Consider the following 15,274-nt stretch of genomic DNA (forward strand, 5'->3'; position numbering starts at 1 on the left):
ACCATTTTTTTTCGAGACCGATAAAATTTCATTTATTTTCTTTTTAGTTTCATTTTTAATTTATACATTTGAAAACGAAACATAAACGAAGCATTTATGAAACGAAACGAAGAAATTAATAAATTATCCAGTGTTCAGGAATGGGACTTCATCATCATTGGAGGTGGAGCAAGCGGCCTGGGTTCAGCATTGGATGCAACCAGCAGAGGATTTAAAACTCTACTCCTTGAATCCCATGATTTTGCCAAAGCAACATCCAGCCGAAGCACCAAACTGGTACATGGTGGCGTAAGATATCTTGCACAGGGAGATATAGGACTTGTAAAAGAAGCTCTGAAAGAAAGAGGACTTCTGGCCCAAAACGCAGCACACGTAGTAAAAAACCAGTCATTTATTATTCCCAATTATACATGGTGGGGAGGTATTTATTATAAAATAGGATTATCTATTTATGATTTCCTTGCCGGAAAGCTTAGTCTTGGAAAAACAAAATACATCAGCAAATCCAAAACGGTTGAAAAATTACCAACCATTGAACAGCATAACCTTGCAAGTGGCGTGGTATATCAAGACGGGCAGTTTGATGATGCAAGATTAGCAATCAATTTAACCCAGACTCTGATCGAAAAAGGAGGAAGTGCCGTTAATTATATGAAAGTAACCGGTCTTCTGAAAAATGATTCCGGAAAAATAAACGGAGTTAAAGCAGAAGATCAGTTTACCAACCAGCAGTACGAACTTCGTGCGAAAGCAGTTATTAATGCAACAGGGGTATTCACTAATGACATTCTGAATATGAACAATCCTAAGCATGGTAAATTTGTAGTTCCAAGCCAAGGTATCCATTTAGTATTGGATAAATCTTTCCTGAAAAGTGACGATGCGATTATGATTCCAAAAACATCAGACGGCAGAGTTCTTTTTGTTGTCCCATGGCACGACAGAGCATTGGTAGGAACTACAGATACCCTTCTGGAAAGCCCAAGCTTTGAGCCGCACGCGTTAGAATCCGAAATTAATTTCGTTTTAAATACAGCCAGACAATATTTAGCGAAGAAGCCAACCAGAGAAGATGTAAAATCGATGTTCGCCGGATTAAGGCCTCTTGCCGCTCCAAAAGAAGGAGGCAAAAGCACCAAGGAAGTTTCCCGCAGCCACAAAGTCATTGCTTCCGATACAGGATTGGTTTCCATCATCGGCGGAAAATGGACCACTTACCGTAAAATGGCGGAAGATACTATTGATAAAGCTGTAGAGATCCTTCATTTAAACGCAGGCCCTTCTCAAACAGAAAATATGTCTATTCATGGTAATATGAAAGCAGAACTCGTAGACCGCACCAGTCATCTGTATGTTTACGGATCCGATATTCCAGCCATAAAATCATTGCAGAGCAGTGATCCTCAATATTCTCAAAAAATCCATCCTGACCATGCTTTTACTATTGCAGAAGCAGTCTGGGCCATAAGACACGAAATGGCAGAAACTATAGAAGATATTCTCGCCAGAAGAGTCCGTCTTTTATTTTTAGATGCAAGAGCTGCGATCGACAGTGCACATACTATTGCACAGCTTATTGCCAAAGAAAAAGGATATTCCCAGGAATGGGCCACTGAACAGGAAAAAGAATTTATTGAATTAGCACAAGGGTATTTATTAGCCCCTTACTCTCCCAAAACTATTACTCATAATTAAAACTTTGCAGTATGAAGGAAAAATTGATTCTCGCTTTAGACCAGGGTACAACTTCTTCTAGAGCCATCTTATTCAATCACAGCGGAGCTATCGAATATATCTCCCAGAAAAATTTTGAACAAATTTACCCTACTCCGGGATGGGTAGAGCATGATCCGAACGAAATATGGTCATCCCAGATATCCGTTGCCGCAGAAGTTATCGCCAAGGCAGGCATTTCCGGGCTGGAAGTAGCTGCCATCGGGATCACCAACCAACGTGAAACAACCGTTGTCTGGGATAAAGAAACCGGTGAACCTATTTACAATGCTATTGTCTGGCAGGACAGAAGAACTTCTAAGTATTGTGATGAATTAAAAGAGCAAGGGCATGCCGAAATCATCAAAGAGAAAACCGGACTTGTCCTGGATGCCTATTTTTCAGCAACCAAACTAAAATGGATCCTGGATCACGTAGAAGGAGCAAGGGAAAAAGCAGCAGAAGGAAAATTATGTTTCGGAACCGTTGACACATGGCTTATCTGGAAGCTTACGCGCGGAAAAATGTTCATCACCGATGTTTCCAATGCCAGCAGAACCATGCTTCTGAATATTCATACTCTAGAATGGGATCAGGATCTTCTGGATCTGTTTGATATTCCAAAATCTGTTCTTCCTGAAGTAAAACAGAGCAGTGAGATCTATGGAGAAACTGCAACCACTTTATTTTCTACAAAAATACCAATTGCAGGGATTGCGGGAGACCAGCAGGCCGCCTTATTCGGACAGATGTGTATTACTCCCGGAATGGTAAAGAATACGTATGGAACAGGATGCTTCCTATTAATGAATACAGGAACAGAAGCTGTTTCTTCTAAAAACAACCTGTTAACAACAGTGGCATGGAAGATCAATGGAGAAGTAAATTATGCCCTTGAAGGAAGTGTATTTGTAGGCGGAGCAGCGATACAGTGGCTGAGAGACGGGCTGAAACTTATCCGTTCCGCAGAAGAAGTGAATGATCTGGCAGCAAGTGTTGAAGATAACGGAGGTGTTTACTTTGTGCCTGCACTTACCGGATTAGGAGCACCGTACTGGGACCAGTATGCCAGAGGAACTATTGTAGGGGTAACCCGGGGAACAACCAACGGACATATCGCAAGAGCCACTTTAGAAGGAATAGCATTTCAGGTTTACGATATTGTAAAATCCATGGAAGCAGACTCAGGAAGACCAAGTCTTGAACTTAGAGTAGACGGAGGAGCTTCTGCCAGTGATCTTCTGATGCAGATACAGTCTGACCTTTTCGGTTTTAAGATCACAAGACCAAAAACACTTGAGACCACAGCTTTAGGAGCAGCCTATCTTGCAGGTTTAGCAGTAGGATATTGGAAGGATATTAATGAAATACAATCTCAATGGGTTGTAGACGAGGATTTCCATCCAAAAGTGGATAAAGAAAAAGCAGATAACATGATTCATTTCTGGAACAAAGCTGTAAAACGTTCCCAAAGCTGGATCGAAGATTAAATCCTTAACGTTAAAAAACTACTCATGACTCCATTTACCGCAGAACTTATAGGAACAATGCTTCTTATATTATTAGGCAACGGCGTTGTAGCCAATGTTGTCTTAAAGGATACTAAAGGAAATAATTCAGGATGGATCGTCATTACGACAGCCTGGGCACTGGCAGTTTTTGTAGGTGTCACCGTTGCAGGTCCCGCAAGTGGGGCCCACCTGAATCCAGCTGTAACGATCGGGCTGGCTGTTGCCGGAAAATTCTCGTGGGACCTGGTTCCTTCTTATATTGCTGCACAGATGCTCGGTGGAATGCTTGGTGCTTTCCTGGTCTGGCTTTTCAACAAAGACCATTTTGCCATTACGGAAGATGAAGGCGCTAAACTTGCCTGTTTCAGTACAGGACCTGCAATCAGGAACACATTTTCCAATTTAGTCAGCGAGATCATCGGAACGTTTGTTCTGGTATTTGTCATCTTTCATTTTTCGGACCCGAGCATTTCTCTGAATGCAGATCCGACCGCTAAAGTAGGACTCGGTTCTGTAGGAGCCCTTCCAGTTACCTTAGTGGTTTGGGCCATTGGCTTATCACTGGGTGGAACAACCGGTTATGCCATCAATCCTGCAAGAGATTTAGCACCAAGGATTATGCATGCTGTACTTCCAGTAAAAGGCAGCAGTGACTGGGGATACGCATGGATCCCGGTTGCCGGACCCATCCTGGGCGCTGTTATTGCTGCCGTTCTTTTTGGAATAATACATTAAAAAATACCCGATGAAAATTTTAAAAATTGCATGCCTGATTATTTTGGGCACAGGAAAGCTATTCTCTCAGGAGAACGAAGAACCCAAAGAAAGCAGCAGGCTGGATTTTACAGCCAATATTCAAAACAACCATTTGTGGAGAGGATTGATTATCACAGATAAACCTGTAGTGATGGGAAATCTTTCTTACGCTTTGGATTCTGAAAAGAGATGGAAGATTGGTATTTGGGGAGCCTCGGCATTAGCTGACGATAAAGACGGTACCCATTACAAGGAGATCAACTACTACATCCAATATTCCCATAACCGTTTTTATATTGGATTGTGGGATTTGTACAACTCCAGAAACATTAATACTGCTGTAGCTGCAGACGACATTTTCAGTTATTCACAGAGAAGAACTGCGCACATCATTGACCTTAGGACCAATTATACTTTCGGACCATCATTCCCATTGAATATTGAAGCGGATATCATGCTGTACGGAGGAGCCAATGCGGGCGAAGTGGTTTTGGAATCTGATGGGAGCTATAAAAAGAATAAGTATTCTACCTACATTCAGGCAAGCTATCCGGTCATTGCCGGACAGAAAGTTAACCTGGATGCTTTTGTGGGTGCTGGATTTGCCCTGAACGACCGATATTTTCTTTATGGAAATGGCAAAAACAGTTTTGATATCGTTAATGTAGGAGTAAAAGCAGGCAAGACCATTAAAATTACGGAACACTACAGTCTGCCGGTTTCTATGATGGCGATGTGGAATCCTTCCAATAAATACGCAAGAATTCAGCTGGCAGCAACTGTTTTCTAATATAATTTTTAAATTAATGATAAAAACCATTCCTATTTGGAGTGGTTTTTCTGTTTTTAACTGATTAAATATTTAACCACAATGGTCACAAAAGTTATTTAAACACTTAAGTTATTTTAATCAACAAGCTTTGTGAATATAAGTACTTAAGCTTTACGAAAATCTCAGATTTTCTTTATGTGATCTTATTCATCAAGAATTTTTTGTGGCTTTTGTGGTTAAAAATCTCTATAATTACCTCCAATAGCCAATCTCCGGGTTTTTACGGTTTAATTTTTGCTTAAATATTTTTACTTTTGAAAAAAAATATATGAAAAAGATTTTAAGCTTAGTAATCCTGTGCATCAGCATTTTATCCTTTGCGCAGACAAAAGCACCATTTGTAGGCTACAGAAGCTTTAATATCATTGAAGGGTTCAGCGGATCGGGAACACCTTCCTATTATCTGGATGTAAAGAAAAACGGCGATGTTTATTTCGGATTTGTTCAGGTAAATCAGGCGGACAGCACTGAAACCACCGAGGAAGTAAATGCCGGAAAATACAATCCAAAAGTAATGAAGGTAGATTTCAAAACATACGGTGAAAACTTTTATGTGAAATTTGATAAGGATAACATCTACCTGACGGATAAAGAAGGAAACATTAAGAAATCTGAAGACTGCTGCTCCAGCATGGAAAGCGGAACACAGGATATCTGTACCTGCGAAAGCGAACTGTATAAGCGATGAAAGCATTAAAGTTCCTGCTTCTCCTTCTCCTCATTGTTTCATGTAGTGGGAAAAAGAACCATCCTTATACTTTTTATTACTGGAAGACCCGTCTTAAGCTGGATCAGGAAGAGAAAAAAGCTTTAGACAAAGCTTCAGTTCCTTATCTGTATACCCGGTTTTTCGATATAGATAAGTCCGTTGGTAAATTTCAGCCGGTTGCTGTAATCACCAAAGACAAGAGTTTTCAGACGGATAAGCAAATTGTACCGACTGTTTTTATCACGAACCAGTCCATGTATCATATTTCTGCGGAAGAGATTCGGTTTCTTGCAAAAAAGATTCATGATCTGGTTCAGAAAAAAGCCCATGACTATAATTTAAAAATCAATAATGAAATTCAGATTGATTGTGACTGGACGGCCGGAACCAGAGATGACTATTTTAAATTTCTAAAGGAACTGAAAAGAGTTTCCGGAAAAGAGATCACTTGTACGCTACGCCTTCACCAGGTAAAAGATAAAAGTGAGACCGGAATTCCGCCTGTAGAGAAAGTATATCTGATGTGCTACTCTACTTCGTCACCGCTTGAAAACTCCAATAAGAATTCTATTCTGGATGTGACGGTTTTAAAAAGCTATCTTTCCAAACTGGAAGATTATCCTGTTAAAAAAATTGAAGTTGCACTGCCGATTTACTCCTGGGGAATCGTTACCAATCATCTTGAAAAGCATAAGCTCATTAATGCTTTATCCAGAAAAGACCTTGAAAACCCCGGATTTAAAAAGATCTCGGATAACGAAGTTGAAATCACCAGAGACGGTTTCTATTTCGGAAGCTTTCTAAGTAAAGGATTCAGGATAAAGGTTGAAGAAATATCAGATGACCAGCTTCAGGATGTTACCCGTTTTCTGGAGAAAAAAATACATGATTTTAATATAATTTATTATCAATTAGATAGTAAATTTGTAAGTAACAGGAATTTTTAAATTTATGGTTCTGCTGATTGAGCAGATCATGAAGCTTTAAACCTGTTGAAACTGAATTACAAAATAAAAACACCTATCAACTATATGAAAAAGTATATTCTTTCAATGGCGGTTCTATCGCTGTTTTACACCAAATCTGACGCCTGCGCGTGGTCAGACCCGGATTATGAATATTTCAATCTTTTTACACAAAGCATTATAAAGGATAAATCCTATCTGCCCTTCCTGCTCACTTATTCTAACAGGTTTTACGGAGACTACAAAGGCAACCCGATTCCTGACGACAATATTGAAACGTGGAAAAAGTTTTTCAACAACCAACTGAACTACGCAGAAACGGAAAACCTGGTATACAAGATCAGCATGAGCGATCTTAATGCTTTGAAAAACGGAGCACCAACAAATCCTTTGCTGCAGAAACTGGGAACAGGATTCTACCAAAAGTATAGAGAAGGCATCGATTATTTAATTGAAGCCAAGTATCTGGAACCTTATATGAGCATTAATTATGTTGAAAGTCCTGACTCATTTTACAGCTATGGTCCTTCAAAAAAGCAAAATGCTACATCCATTGATTATGCCAAAACAGTCAATGCACTGACTTCTTTATACAATGCAGCAAGAAATCCGGAGATCAAGCAGCGTTACGGATATCAGCTGGTACGTTTCAATCATTATACCAGAAACTATGATGCTGCGCTGGAGGCTTTCAAAACGTATATAGAACCGATCAAGCAGAAAGGTACGGTATATTTTATGGCCCTTGACCAGCTTGCCGGTGCCCAGAGAGGAAAGGAAATGAACGCTGATGCGAACTGGAACTTCTTCCAGGTTTTCATGAACAGCAAAGACCGTAAGGAATCTGCTTTTGTCTCGATGAAACTTTCTGATACGGCTTCTTTCAGTAATATTATGAAGAGGGCGGGTACCAATGATGAAAAGAATATGGCTTACTTCTTATTGGGCTACGAAGGCTTTACGAATCCCATTCCTATCATGGAAAAGATGTATGACATTAATCCGGATTCTGAGATCCTTAAAGTAATGGCGGCAAGAAGTATCAACGAGCTGGAAAGAAGTTATCTGCCAATCTATTATTATACTTCGGATGCTTCCGACAATGTGTACATGCAGAAAGGAAATGCTGATGACCACGACACAACTTTCAAGGATACAAAGGCTGAGCCTGCTGAAGTAAAAAAAGAAGAAAAGCTTTCGTTCTGGCAGAAGATCGTAAGATTCTTCAAAAACCTTTTCGGAGGATCAAAGTCTGACAGCGTGGCTGGAGAAAAGAATGATCAGAGCGATGATGAACTGCTGAACAACCCGGACAGAATTCCTTTCTATACAAAAACAGGTTACGGATATGACGAAAAGACGAAAGATTACCTGGACGACCTGGAAAAATTCACAGAGAAAACTAAAAAAGTATCTAAGGATGAATACTGGCAGATCGCAGATGCTTATCTTAAGTTTTTGAAAAAAGATTACAAAGGAAGCTCGGAGATTCTGGAGGATATCAAAACAACAAACCCGGAATATCTTGAGGAAATAAAAAGAATGAAGGTTCTGAATGATATTGTTTCGCATCCTAAGATCGATGCGGAATTCGAAGATCACCTGATGAAAGACTATGCTGATTATTTTGTAAAGAAAGAAGTGAAAAAAGACAGTACTGCCGTATCTGATTATGATTATTATGGAGAAACTCCATCTACGGCAGATTTCCTTAAAGATGTTCTTGCCAACCGCTATTTCCTGCAGGGAGAAGACGGAAAATCGTTCCTGATGAGCAATAAGCTTTCGGATCTTCAGTATAACCCGAATTCCAGTCTGGTAAAAAGTGTTGAAGACTTTTACAAAAAACCGAATAAGACTCAGTTTGAACAGCAGATCATCGCCAAGAATATGGACAATGTAGGCAATATAGATGCTTTCTTTAGTATGATCTATGGTGACAGAGCCATGAAGCAGGCAGATTTTGAAAAGGCTAAATCTTATTATGAAAAAGCCCAGGGATTTGCTGGAATTCCAAGAATGAATTACAACTGGACGGATAAAGGTGAGAAAATTACTCCGAAGCAGTATGCAGCCGGCGAATATAATGGATTCAGGGATATTTCGAATCTTGTTTTCGGACACAATGTATGGGAAAGTTTTGGAAGTCCTGAAACTGAAAGTATGGAGGCCGAAGATTATTCTGCATTTCCTTTCATTAAAGCCAGCATGAATAAACTGGAACTGGCAGATGCGCTGATCCAGCTTAAAAAAATCGGTAACGGAACAGATGAAAAGGCGGCGAAAGCCAGCCAGCTTATCGGAAACCTACTGTACAACACTTCCAGCTTAGGATATTACCGTCAGCTGTTTGTGATGGACATTGACAATACCAACGGTGGAAAGTACGATTTCTGGAATACGGACAGAAAGAATCCTTATAAATATTATTATAAGAACTTCCTTTATACCACTTATGTGGAGCCGGATAATTTTGACCTCGCGATCAATTATTACCAAAAGACCCTGAAACTATCAAAAGACAAAGAACAGAGAGCAAGAGTCCTTTTCCAGATGGCCAGCGCGGAGCAAGGAAAGTATTATCAGTATGAGGCAAAAAATGCAGCAAAAATAAGCTACTCGGATCCTCAGTATTCTGAAAAGGAACAAGCGCACCAGGCTGAACTTGATAATATCAGAAACCAGAAATACAGAACATATTTTGCACAGTTGAAGTCCCAATATGCAGATTCGGAAACCATGAAAGGACTTGCAGGAAGCTGCAGCTACTTCGGGTATTTCCTGAAAAGATAATATTTAACATATACAAAAAAGAAAAAGGAATCATAATGATTCCTTTTTTTCTTGCTGTTTTTGAAGCCACTCTTCATGTTTTTTCTTGAAGAATTCGTGTTTGTAATTCTGATTTCTTAGGGCCGCATCTATGGAATGCGATGTATGGATATCGTTATCTTCTTCCGCAAAATCGGCTAACTTTTCATAATAGCAGTGAAGCTGGTCCAGTTCTTTTTCTGTCAGGTCTTCAATATCTACAATTCTGTTGCTGGCTTTTTCATTAGCCGCAAGAAGCTCATTAAGCTTGATTTGTATGGCTTTGGAATCTTTGTTTTGGGCTTTCTGAATCAAAAAGACCATTAAGAATGTAATAATGGTAGTTCCGGTATTAATGACCAGCTGCCAGGTTTCAGAATAATCAAAAACCGGTCCTGAAGCTGCCCATACCACAACGACAAGTACGGCTCCGATAAATGCATATGAACTTCCTGTAAATCTGGTTGCCCAATCTGAAAATTTCTCAAAAATAGTTTTATCTGAATTTATCATTTTTATATTTTATCCTAAATATAGACAAAAACTCCACTAAAATTGGAGTTTCTGTTTATAAGCATGTTTAAACTTTTGTTTTTTAAGGAATAAAATAGAGAAAGCCAAATAATGTAAACTCACCCATGATATATTCAATGTTTCAAAACCTATTAGCAGTGACTTGAAACTATCTAACTAAGCATTGGTTTTCTCTATTTTAAATCTTCTTTTATATATTTTTTCATCAAAATAATAATCATCTTCTTCTAAATTTCCGTTATGGGAATTCGATTTTATATTGCTATTAATCTCTTTCTATCAAAAGTACATCTTCTTCCATTTTGCGACCGTATTCCTACTCAGTTTGAAATGGCGTGCCAACTGGCTGTTGCTCAGTTTGTTTTTTTTCTGATAATCCAGTATTTCAAAAATCGTTTGGCGGTCATAAGAACGGTGCTGTTGGTTAAATGCCTCGGTTTCCATATTTTTTGTTCCAAAAATTGTATCATTTAGCTGGATAATATCCAGTAAAGACAGTTCTTTTTTTTCAAGTAATGTCCGGCATTCTTCTTTTTTATGAGGATATTTACTATCCAGAATATCCTGATAAATACGGTTATAATCCGGCTTTGTATTTGTATCAATTATTCTCATTTTTTTTAATAAACCTGTTTAGACTTTTATTTTTCTAAGGAAGAAATAGAGCATGCCAAATAATGTAGATTATCCATGTGATATTTGGTATTTTAATTAATTGTAAAACCTTTTCTGTTCTTGCGGTTCTATTACAATTAATTTGTGCGGGTTAATTACCACCAGAACTGAAAATTATAATTGATAATCGCCAATTAGCGTCTTTCCAGCTGCTCAATACGCTGTTTCAATTCTGCTATTTGTGTCTGCTGTTCCTGTATAGCTTTGGTCAAAACTGAAATAACAGGTATGGCGTTCAATGTTTGGGGCTGTATTTTACCTTCGCTGGTAAGTGCGTCTTTATCACCATTCACGGCAGCAGGTATTACCGCTTGTAACTCGTGAGCGATGAAACCTTCGTGTACCTTATTGTCAGCTTTGAATATATCGTTTGCAATATCTTTGTACTCGTAGGTTACAGGACGCAACTGCATCACGCGGTCGATTGCATTGGTAGTGATGGTGTTTACATTCCTTTTCAAACGATAGTCACTCGTAAGTGTAAAATAACCAAGAAAGGTATTATCAATATTCAGCCCTGATTGTGTTCCGTTCCAGCCTATGTTAAATTTGTTTCCGGTCCAGCCTCCGGTAACCCCGCCGTTTCTTACACCAAATCCTATAGCTGCGATTCCTCCTCCGTTTACTGTAAGAGCAAAATCCGGTCTACGTGTATCGCCTCCTATGGAAATTAGGCCGTCATAGTGGAGATAGAAAGGAAGATTGTATATTGGAGTGTTCGAATCTTCTATATTCATTGTTAAAGCTCTAAAAACGCCTCCGACATGGGTTTTAGCAATACGGAATACCGTACCCCGATTGTTGGGGCCATCTGTTCCGCTAAAATCTATATATCCGCCAACTTGTGAGGCAAGTGTTGGTTCGTACCTGTTTAAATTTATATAGCCTTGTTGCATTTTGGTATAGGATGATGTCACGGTATTATCTATGAGAATACCACCAACAGTGGGTGTTCCTGAAGTTGGCATGTGCGCACGAAGGTGTAGCATATCAGCGGGATTTGCTACATTGATACCCAATTGGGGATGAGTAGTAGTGCCCATATCTCTAAATACAAAATCTGTCCCATCTGCATTAAATGTAGTTTTATGCTGAGACCAGAGTCTCAAAACTTCTCCACCCGCTCCTTTGTGCTGATCCAACACCCATCTTCTTGTTGAAGTTGGAGAAGCAGCTAAAATTAGTTCACCTCCTTCATCAGCTGTACTTTGTGGGTTAATAATAACTTGCCCTGAAAAAGATCCATCATCACTACCTACACTAAGTGCACCAGCTGGAGTTGTATCCCCGATACCTACGCTGCCTCTCTGGTAGATGTTCTGAGTATTGGCAGTTGCTCCGGTGTTAGTAGCTACGTCATACCAAGGTTCTGTTCCGGCAGCAGCGGCTGTTCCACTATTGAATTTTTGCCAGATTAATCCGTCAAAATAATAGTAACCTTCTGCTGCAATATTGATGGTTTTTTTACCAGCCATTCCTGCATCCGAACTTGCGCTGGTTGCATAGATGATGGTTCCTTTTTGTTCTGCGAGATACTTTGCGTCTTTTCCTTTGATTTCCTCTCCCGTTAATCTTGGAGCGATGATCCCCTCAGGTTTTGTGCCGTCTGTTGTTTTTGCGGTTACATCCAAAGTTGCTTTGGGGTCCGAGTTATTAATTCCCATCTGCCCGAAAATAAAATTGGCGGCAAAAACTGCCCCTAAATAAAATCCTTTTTTCATTACATTCACATTTTTCATTTGTTTGTCTATTTTCTAATTTTTTTCAAAGCACAAAAGTCAAAAAAAGGAGGGGCAAAAAAAAGAAAGGTGTTCCCGAAATTAATAACTCCGACATACCACTAGCACACCTATATTATTGATAATCATAGGTTCTAAATTGTAAATTGATAATTTTGGCAGAGAATATATTTCGTAAGGAAAACCTTAAAGGGTTATGATTTTCAGCCACAAAAGCATTATTATCAAAAAAGAAAAACTATACAAAAGAATAATTGTTGACTTGTATCCTGCAAAAATATTAGTGCATTGATCTTCTCTAATCTTCAATTTCGTGGCATTATTTTATTTTTACCGCAAAAGAGAAGCAATCTAAAAAGCAGCATAAACGTAAGGTTTTGCAGAACGGTTTGTCATTCCGTAGGAATCTCTCCAAAACGGTCTATAAAATTGTTTAGATTTCTACGGAATGACAAAAAGGCTGAATATTCGTTCTACAAACAAATTTTAATCATGTAATTATCTTGTGACCTCTAAATAATGTTTGTGTTGCCACAACACGAGCAAAGCGAACCGGGAAATCAATGTACGAGTGATTACTGCCGTGTTATTTTGAAAAAAATATTAATGCATTGGTGGCATATAATATTTTTGAATTTTAAAGATCAATTCGGAAAAGTCACCTTTTCTTGGGAGAGGAATTTTATAAAATTGGAAGGCGAAACCCCTGCAAAATTGGAGAAAGCAATCGTGAAAGTATTGTGGGAAGAGAAACCGCATTCTTCTGCCAGATGACTGATTTTGTATTTCAGGTACTGTGGATCGTTTCTGAGTTTGTAAATGATATAATCAATCCTTAGCTCATTGATGTACTGGTTGAAGTTTTTATTTTTGCTGGCATTGATGACCGTAGAAAGGTAGGCCGTATTGGTGCCGAGCAATTCTGCCATAGAAGAAAGAGAAAGGTTTTTATTTTTGAAACCTTCCGATTTTTCAAATTTATCAAGTTTTTTCAAAATCTCGACTTCTTTATCTGATGGAACAGAAAATGTTGTTTTTTCAGTGACAGAATTAGAAACAACAGGTACAGAAATCGGCGATTCTTGGTTTTGTAATTTTTCGATGATTTTTTGGTAATTGGCGTATTCTTTTTTTGATTTTCTGTGGTTTTTGACTGTAATAAAAATTGAAATAAAGAGCAAAAGAACGATTGCTGATATAATGATAACTAAATTTCTTTTGGTTTTAAAGAATGATTTTTGCTGAGTTTCCTGTATATCTTTTACTTCTTTGTTTAAAGATTTTTTCTCTATTGAAACCAAACTATCATTAATTCTATTATACTTTTCCTGAAAAATAAGCTGGTTGGCTTCGTCGCCTTTTGCCTGATACATTTCTTTCAATCTAAGATAAGTGTCTTTTATCAAATAGCTTTCTCCTAATTTTTTTGCAGAAGATAGAGTCAGGAGATAGTCCTTTTCAGCTTTCTCATATTCTTTTTTGTAGTAGTAGGCCTTTGCTCTATTAAAGATAATGTACGTTTCTATTCTTTTCTCATTTCCATGTTTCTGATTTACCTCCAAAGCTTTGGTAAGAAGAACAATTGCCGAATCTGGTTTATTCAAATCCGGATTTTCTACATAAACCAAATAATCTGTAGCTAAATTTACATAAGCCTGTACTAAATAACGAGAATTTTCTGCATTCAATTCTGTCTTTTGGAAATGAAGCAGTGATAGCTTATCATACTTCAACATTGAATCCTGTTTACTATAAAAAGATGCTTTTACAGAATATAAATTACCCAAAGATCCATTATAAAATTCCGCTTTTGGGTTTTCTTTGGCAATATTTATAGCTTCATCAATTTTTTTATTGGCTTCGTCTGTTAATCCTAAAAAGTTGTATTCACTGGCAATTAATCTTAGTGCATCAGCTTCATATTCACCCATTTTCAACTCATGAAATTCTTCTTTCGCTTTCTTACCATATTGAATTGCTTTCTCATGATCTCCTTTCTGTGAATAAATTTGTCCTATTAAGCTAAAAGTATGAGCCGAAGTTTTAGAAGATTGTTCTCCAACCTCCTTTTGTATTTGGAAACAAATTTTTAAAGCTTCATCTGGTTGGTTATTAGATATTAATTCCGCTTTGTGAAATAAATCATTTAATTTTTTTTGTTCAGAAATTTTAGAACTACTTTGTCCTGAAATAATTACTGTACAGAACATCAGAAAAGAGAGAAGAAAAATCTTGCTTTTATAAGTACGATGCATGTACTTGTTTTTCATCATTGTTGTTATGTTTTATGCAAATGTAATGATAAATGTGTAAGGAAATTCAAGTGTCTTTATGAAATTAATATTTTATCAATCCGAAAATGCAAAATTCGTGTTAAAAATAAAAAAAATTAATCTGCTACACCCTCCGTTTAGGTTGAAAGTGCAACGTTTAGGTTCTGAACCTAAAAGATTGGGGCTATAGACCTAAAAATAAGGTTTTAAACTCTAAAGATAAGGTCGTAGACGTAAAAAATAAGGTGTTTGGCGTAAAAAAAGGACTTAAAAAAGAAAGGTTCGTCATCTACAAGATGAAGAGATAACCGATAAGGATTGGGGTTATTCATACATTCAGAATAGTATACCGAATAATGTAGCCTGTAAGATGAGGGTATAGTTGGCTAATCAATTAAAAAAATCCCTTTTCTTTCGAAAAGGGATTATATAATCATGACAAATTAATTATCACACTTTAATTTCAACGTCTACCCCGCTTGGTAACTCTAATTTCATTAGAGCATCAACAGTTTTAGAAGAAGAAGAGTAGATATCCATCAGTCTCTTGTGAGCTGATAATTGGAACTGCTCTCTAGCTTTCTTGTTTACGTGTGGAGATCTCAACACCGTGAAGATTCTCTTATTTGTTGGCAATGGAATTGGTCCGTTTACAACAGCACCAGTAGCCTTTACCGTTTTTACGATTTTCTCAGCAGACTTGTCTACCAAGTTGTAATCGTAAGATTTTAGTTTTATTCTGATTCTTTGTGACAT

General features: G+C 37.9%; 12 protein-coding genes. 7 read left to right on the forward strand and 5 right to left on the reverse strand.

What is annotated here, in order from left to right:
- The first annotated feature begins 96 nt into the window (after positions 1 to 96).
- The 7 genes from DRF60_RS10615 to DRF60_RS10645 all read left to right on the forward strand — a co-directional run bounded on the left by DRF60_RS10615 (position 97) and on the right by DRF60_RS10645 (position 9,279).
- A complete protein-coding gene (locus DRF60_RS10615) occupies positions 97 to 1,695 on the forward strand; it encodes a glycerol-3-phosphate dehydrogenase/oxidase (protein ID WP_116012034.1) in 1,599 nt (532 codons plus the stop codon).
- Positions 1,696 to 1,706: 11 nt separating this feature from the next.
- The gene (gene glpK / locus DRF60_RS10620) at positions 1,707 to 3,203 is read left to right on the forward strand and encodes a glycerol kinase GlpK (RefSeq protein WP_116012035.1); all 1,497 of its coding nucleotides are present in this window, start codon (positions 1,707 to 1,709) and stop codon (positions 3,201 to 3,203) included.
- 24 nt (positions 3,204 to 3,227) lie between these two features.
- The gene (locus DRF60_RS10625) at positions 3,228 to 3,959 is read left to right on the forward strand and encodes an MIP/aquaporin family protein (RefSeq protein ID WP_116012036.1); all 732 of its coding nucleotides are present in this window, start codon (positions 3,228 to 3,230) and stop codon (positions 3,957 to 3,959) included.
- Between the two features lie 10 nt (positions 3,960 to 3,969).
- The gene (locus DRF60_RS10630) at positions 3,970 to 4,770 is read left to right on the forward strand and encodes a hypothetical protein (protein WP_116012037.1); all 801 of its coding nucleotides are present in this window, start codon (positions 3,970 to 3,972) and stop codon (positions 4,768 to 4,770) included.
- 310 nt (positions 4,771 to 5,080) lie between these two features.
- Positions 5,081 to 5,500 (forward strand): hypothetical protein, encoded by a 420-nt coding sequence (locus DRF60_RS10635; protein ID WP_116012038.1) that lies wholly within the window; start codon positions 5,081 to 5,083, stop codon positions 5,498 to 5,500.
- Entirely contained in the window at positions 5,497 to 6,468 is a 972-nt protein-coding gene (locus tag DRF60_RS10640; protein ID WP_116012039.1) for a hypothetical protein, read from the forward strand. Before DRF60_RS10635 ends, DRF60_RS10640 begins: the two co-directional genes overlap by 4 nt.
- Before the next feature lie 84 nt (positions 6,469 to 6,552).
- Complete coding sequence (locus DRF60_RS10645) at positions 6,553 to 9,279, forward strand: hypothetical protein (protein WP_116012040.1); 2,727 nt, start codon at positions 6,553 to 6,555, stop codon at positions 9,277 to 9,279.
- 30 nt (positions 9,280 to 9,309) lie between these two features.
- On the opposite strand, the gene DRF60_RS10650 is transcribed toward DRF60_RS10645, so the two are convergent.
- The 5 genes from DRF60_RS10650 to rpsJ form a co-directional block, all read right to left on the reverse strand.
- A complete protein-coding gene (locus DRF60_RS10650) occupies positions 9,310 to 9,810 on the reverse strand; it encodes a low affinity iron permease family protein (protein ID WP_116012041.1) in 501 nt (166 codons plus the stop codon).
- Positions 9,811 to 10,110: 300 nt separating this feature from the next.
- Complete coding sequence (locus tag DRF60_RS10655) at positions 10,111 to 10,446, reverse strand: helix-turn-helix domain-containing protein (protein WP_116012042.1); 336 nt, start codon at positions 10,444 to 10,446, stop codon at positions 10,111 to 10,113.
- A 194-nt stretch (positions 10,447 to 10,640) separates the two neighbouring features.
- Positions 10,641 to 12,227, reverse strand: coding sequence for a tail fiber domain-containing protein (locus DRF60_RS10660; RefSeq protein WP_123902667.1), 1,587 nt, complete (start codon positions 12,225 to 12,227; stop codon positions 10,641 to 10,643).
- 662 nt (positions 12,228 to 12,889) lie between these two features.
- On the reverse strand, positions 12,890 to 14,518 hold the full coding sequence (locus DRF60_RS10665) for an AraC family transcriptional regulator (RefSeq protein WP_116012044.1): 1,629 nt from the start codon (positions 14,516 to 14,518) through the stop codon (positions 12,890 to 12,892).
- A 450-nt stretch (positions 14,519 to 14,968) separates the two neighbouring features.
- Complete coding sequence (rpsJ, locus tag DRF60_RS10670; RefSeq protein ID WP_002661363.1) at positions 14,969 to 15,274, reverse strand: 30S ribosomal protein S10; 306 nt, start codon at positions 15,272 to 15,274, stop codon at positions 14,969 to 14,971.

The organism is Chryseobacterium elymi, from assembly GCF_003385495.1.
In the GTDB taxonomy this organism is placed as follows: domain Bacteria; phylum Bacteroidota; class Bacteroidia; order Flavobacteriales; family Weeksellaceae; genus Chryseobacterium; species Chryseobacterium elymi.

What these genes read in the sequence shown, in the direction of transcription:
- DRF60_RS10645 (WP_116012040.1), top strand. Translation starts at nt 6,553, where the DNA reads ATGAAAAAGTATATTCTTTCAATGGCGGTTCTATCGCTGTTTTACACC.
- DRF60_RS10625 (WP_116012036.1), top strand. Translation starts at nt 3,228, where the DNA reads ATGACTCCATTTACCGCAGAACTTATAGGAACAATGCTTCTTATATTA.
- DRF60_RS10660 (WP_123902667.1), bottom strand. Translation starts at nt 12,227, where the DNA reads ATGAAAAAAGGATTTTATTTAGGGGCAGTTTTTGCCGCCAATTTTATT.
- DRF60_RS10640 (WP_116012039.1), top strand. Translation starts at nt 5,497, where the DNA reads ATGAAAGCATTAAAGTTCCTGCTTCTCCTTCTCCTCATTGTTTCATGT.
- DRF60_RS10665 (WP_116012044.1), bottom strand. Translation starts at nt 14,518, where the DNA reads ATGATGAAAAACAAGTACATGCATCGTACTTATAAAAGCAAGATTTTT.
- DRF60_RS10615 (WP_116012034.1), top strand. Translation starts at nt 97, where the DNA reads ATGAAACGAAACGAAGAAATTAATAAATTATCCAGTGTTCAGGAATGG.
- rpsJ (WP_002661363.1), bottom strand. Translation starts at nt 15,274, where the DNA reads ATGTCACAAAGAATCAGAATAAAACTAAAATCTTACGATTACAACTTG.
- DRF60_RS10630 (WP_116012037.1), top strand. Translation starts at nt 3,970, where the DNA reads ATGAAAATTTTAAAAATTGCATGCCTGATTATTTTGGGCACAGGAAAG.
- DRF60_RS10635 (WP_116012038.1), top strand. Translation starts at nt 5,081, where the DNA reads ATGAAAAAGATTTTAAGCTTAGTAATCCTGTGCATCAGCATTTTATCC.
- glpK (WP_116012035.1), top strand. Translation starts at nt 1,707, where the DNA reads ATGAAGGAAAAATTGATTCTCGCTTTAGACCAGGGTACAACTTCTTCT.
- DRF60_RS10650 (WP_116012041.1), bottom strand. Translation starts at nt 9,810, where the DNA reads ATGATAAATTCAGATAAAACTATTTTTGAGAAATTTTCAGATTGGGCA.
- DRF60_RS10655 (WP_116012042.1), bottom strand. Translation starts at nt 10,446, where the DNA reads ATGAGAATAATTGATACAAATACAAAGCCGGATTATAACCGTATTTAT.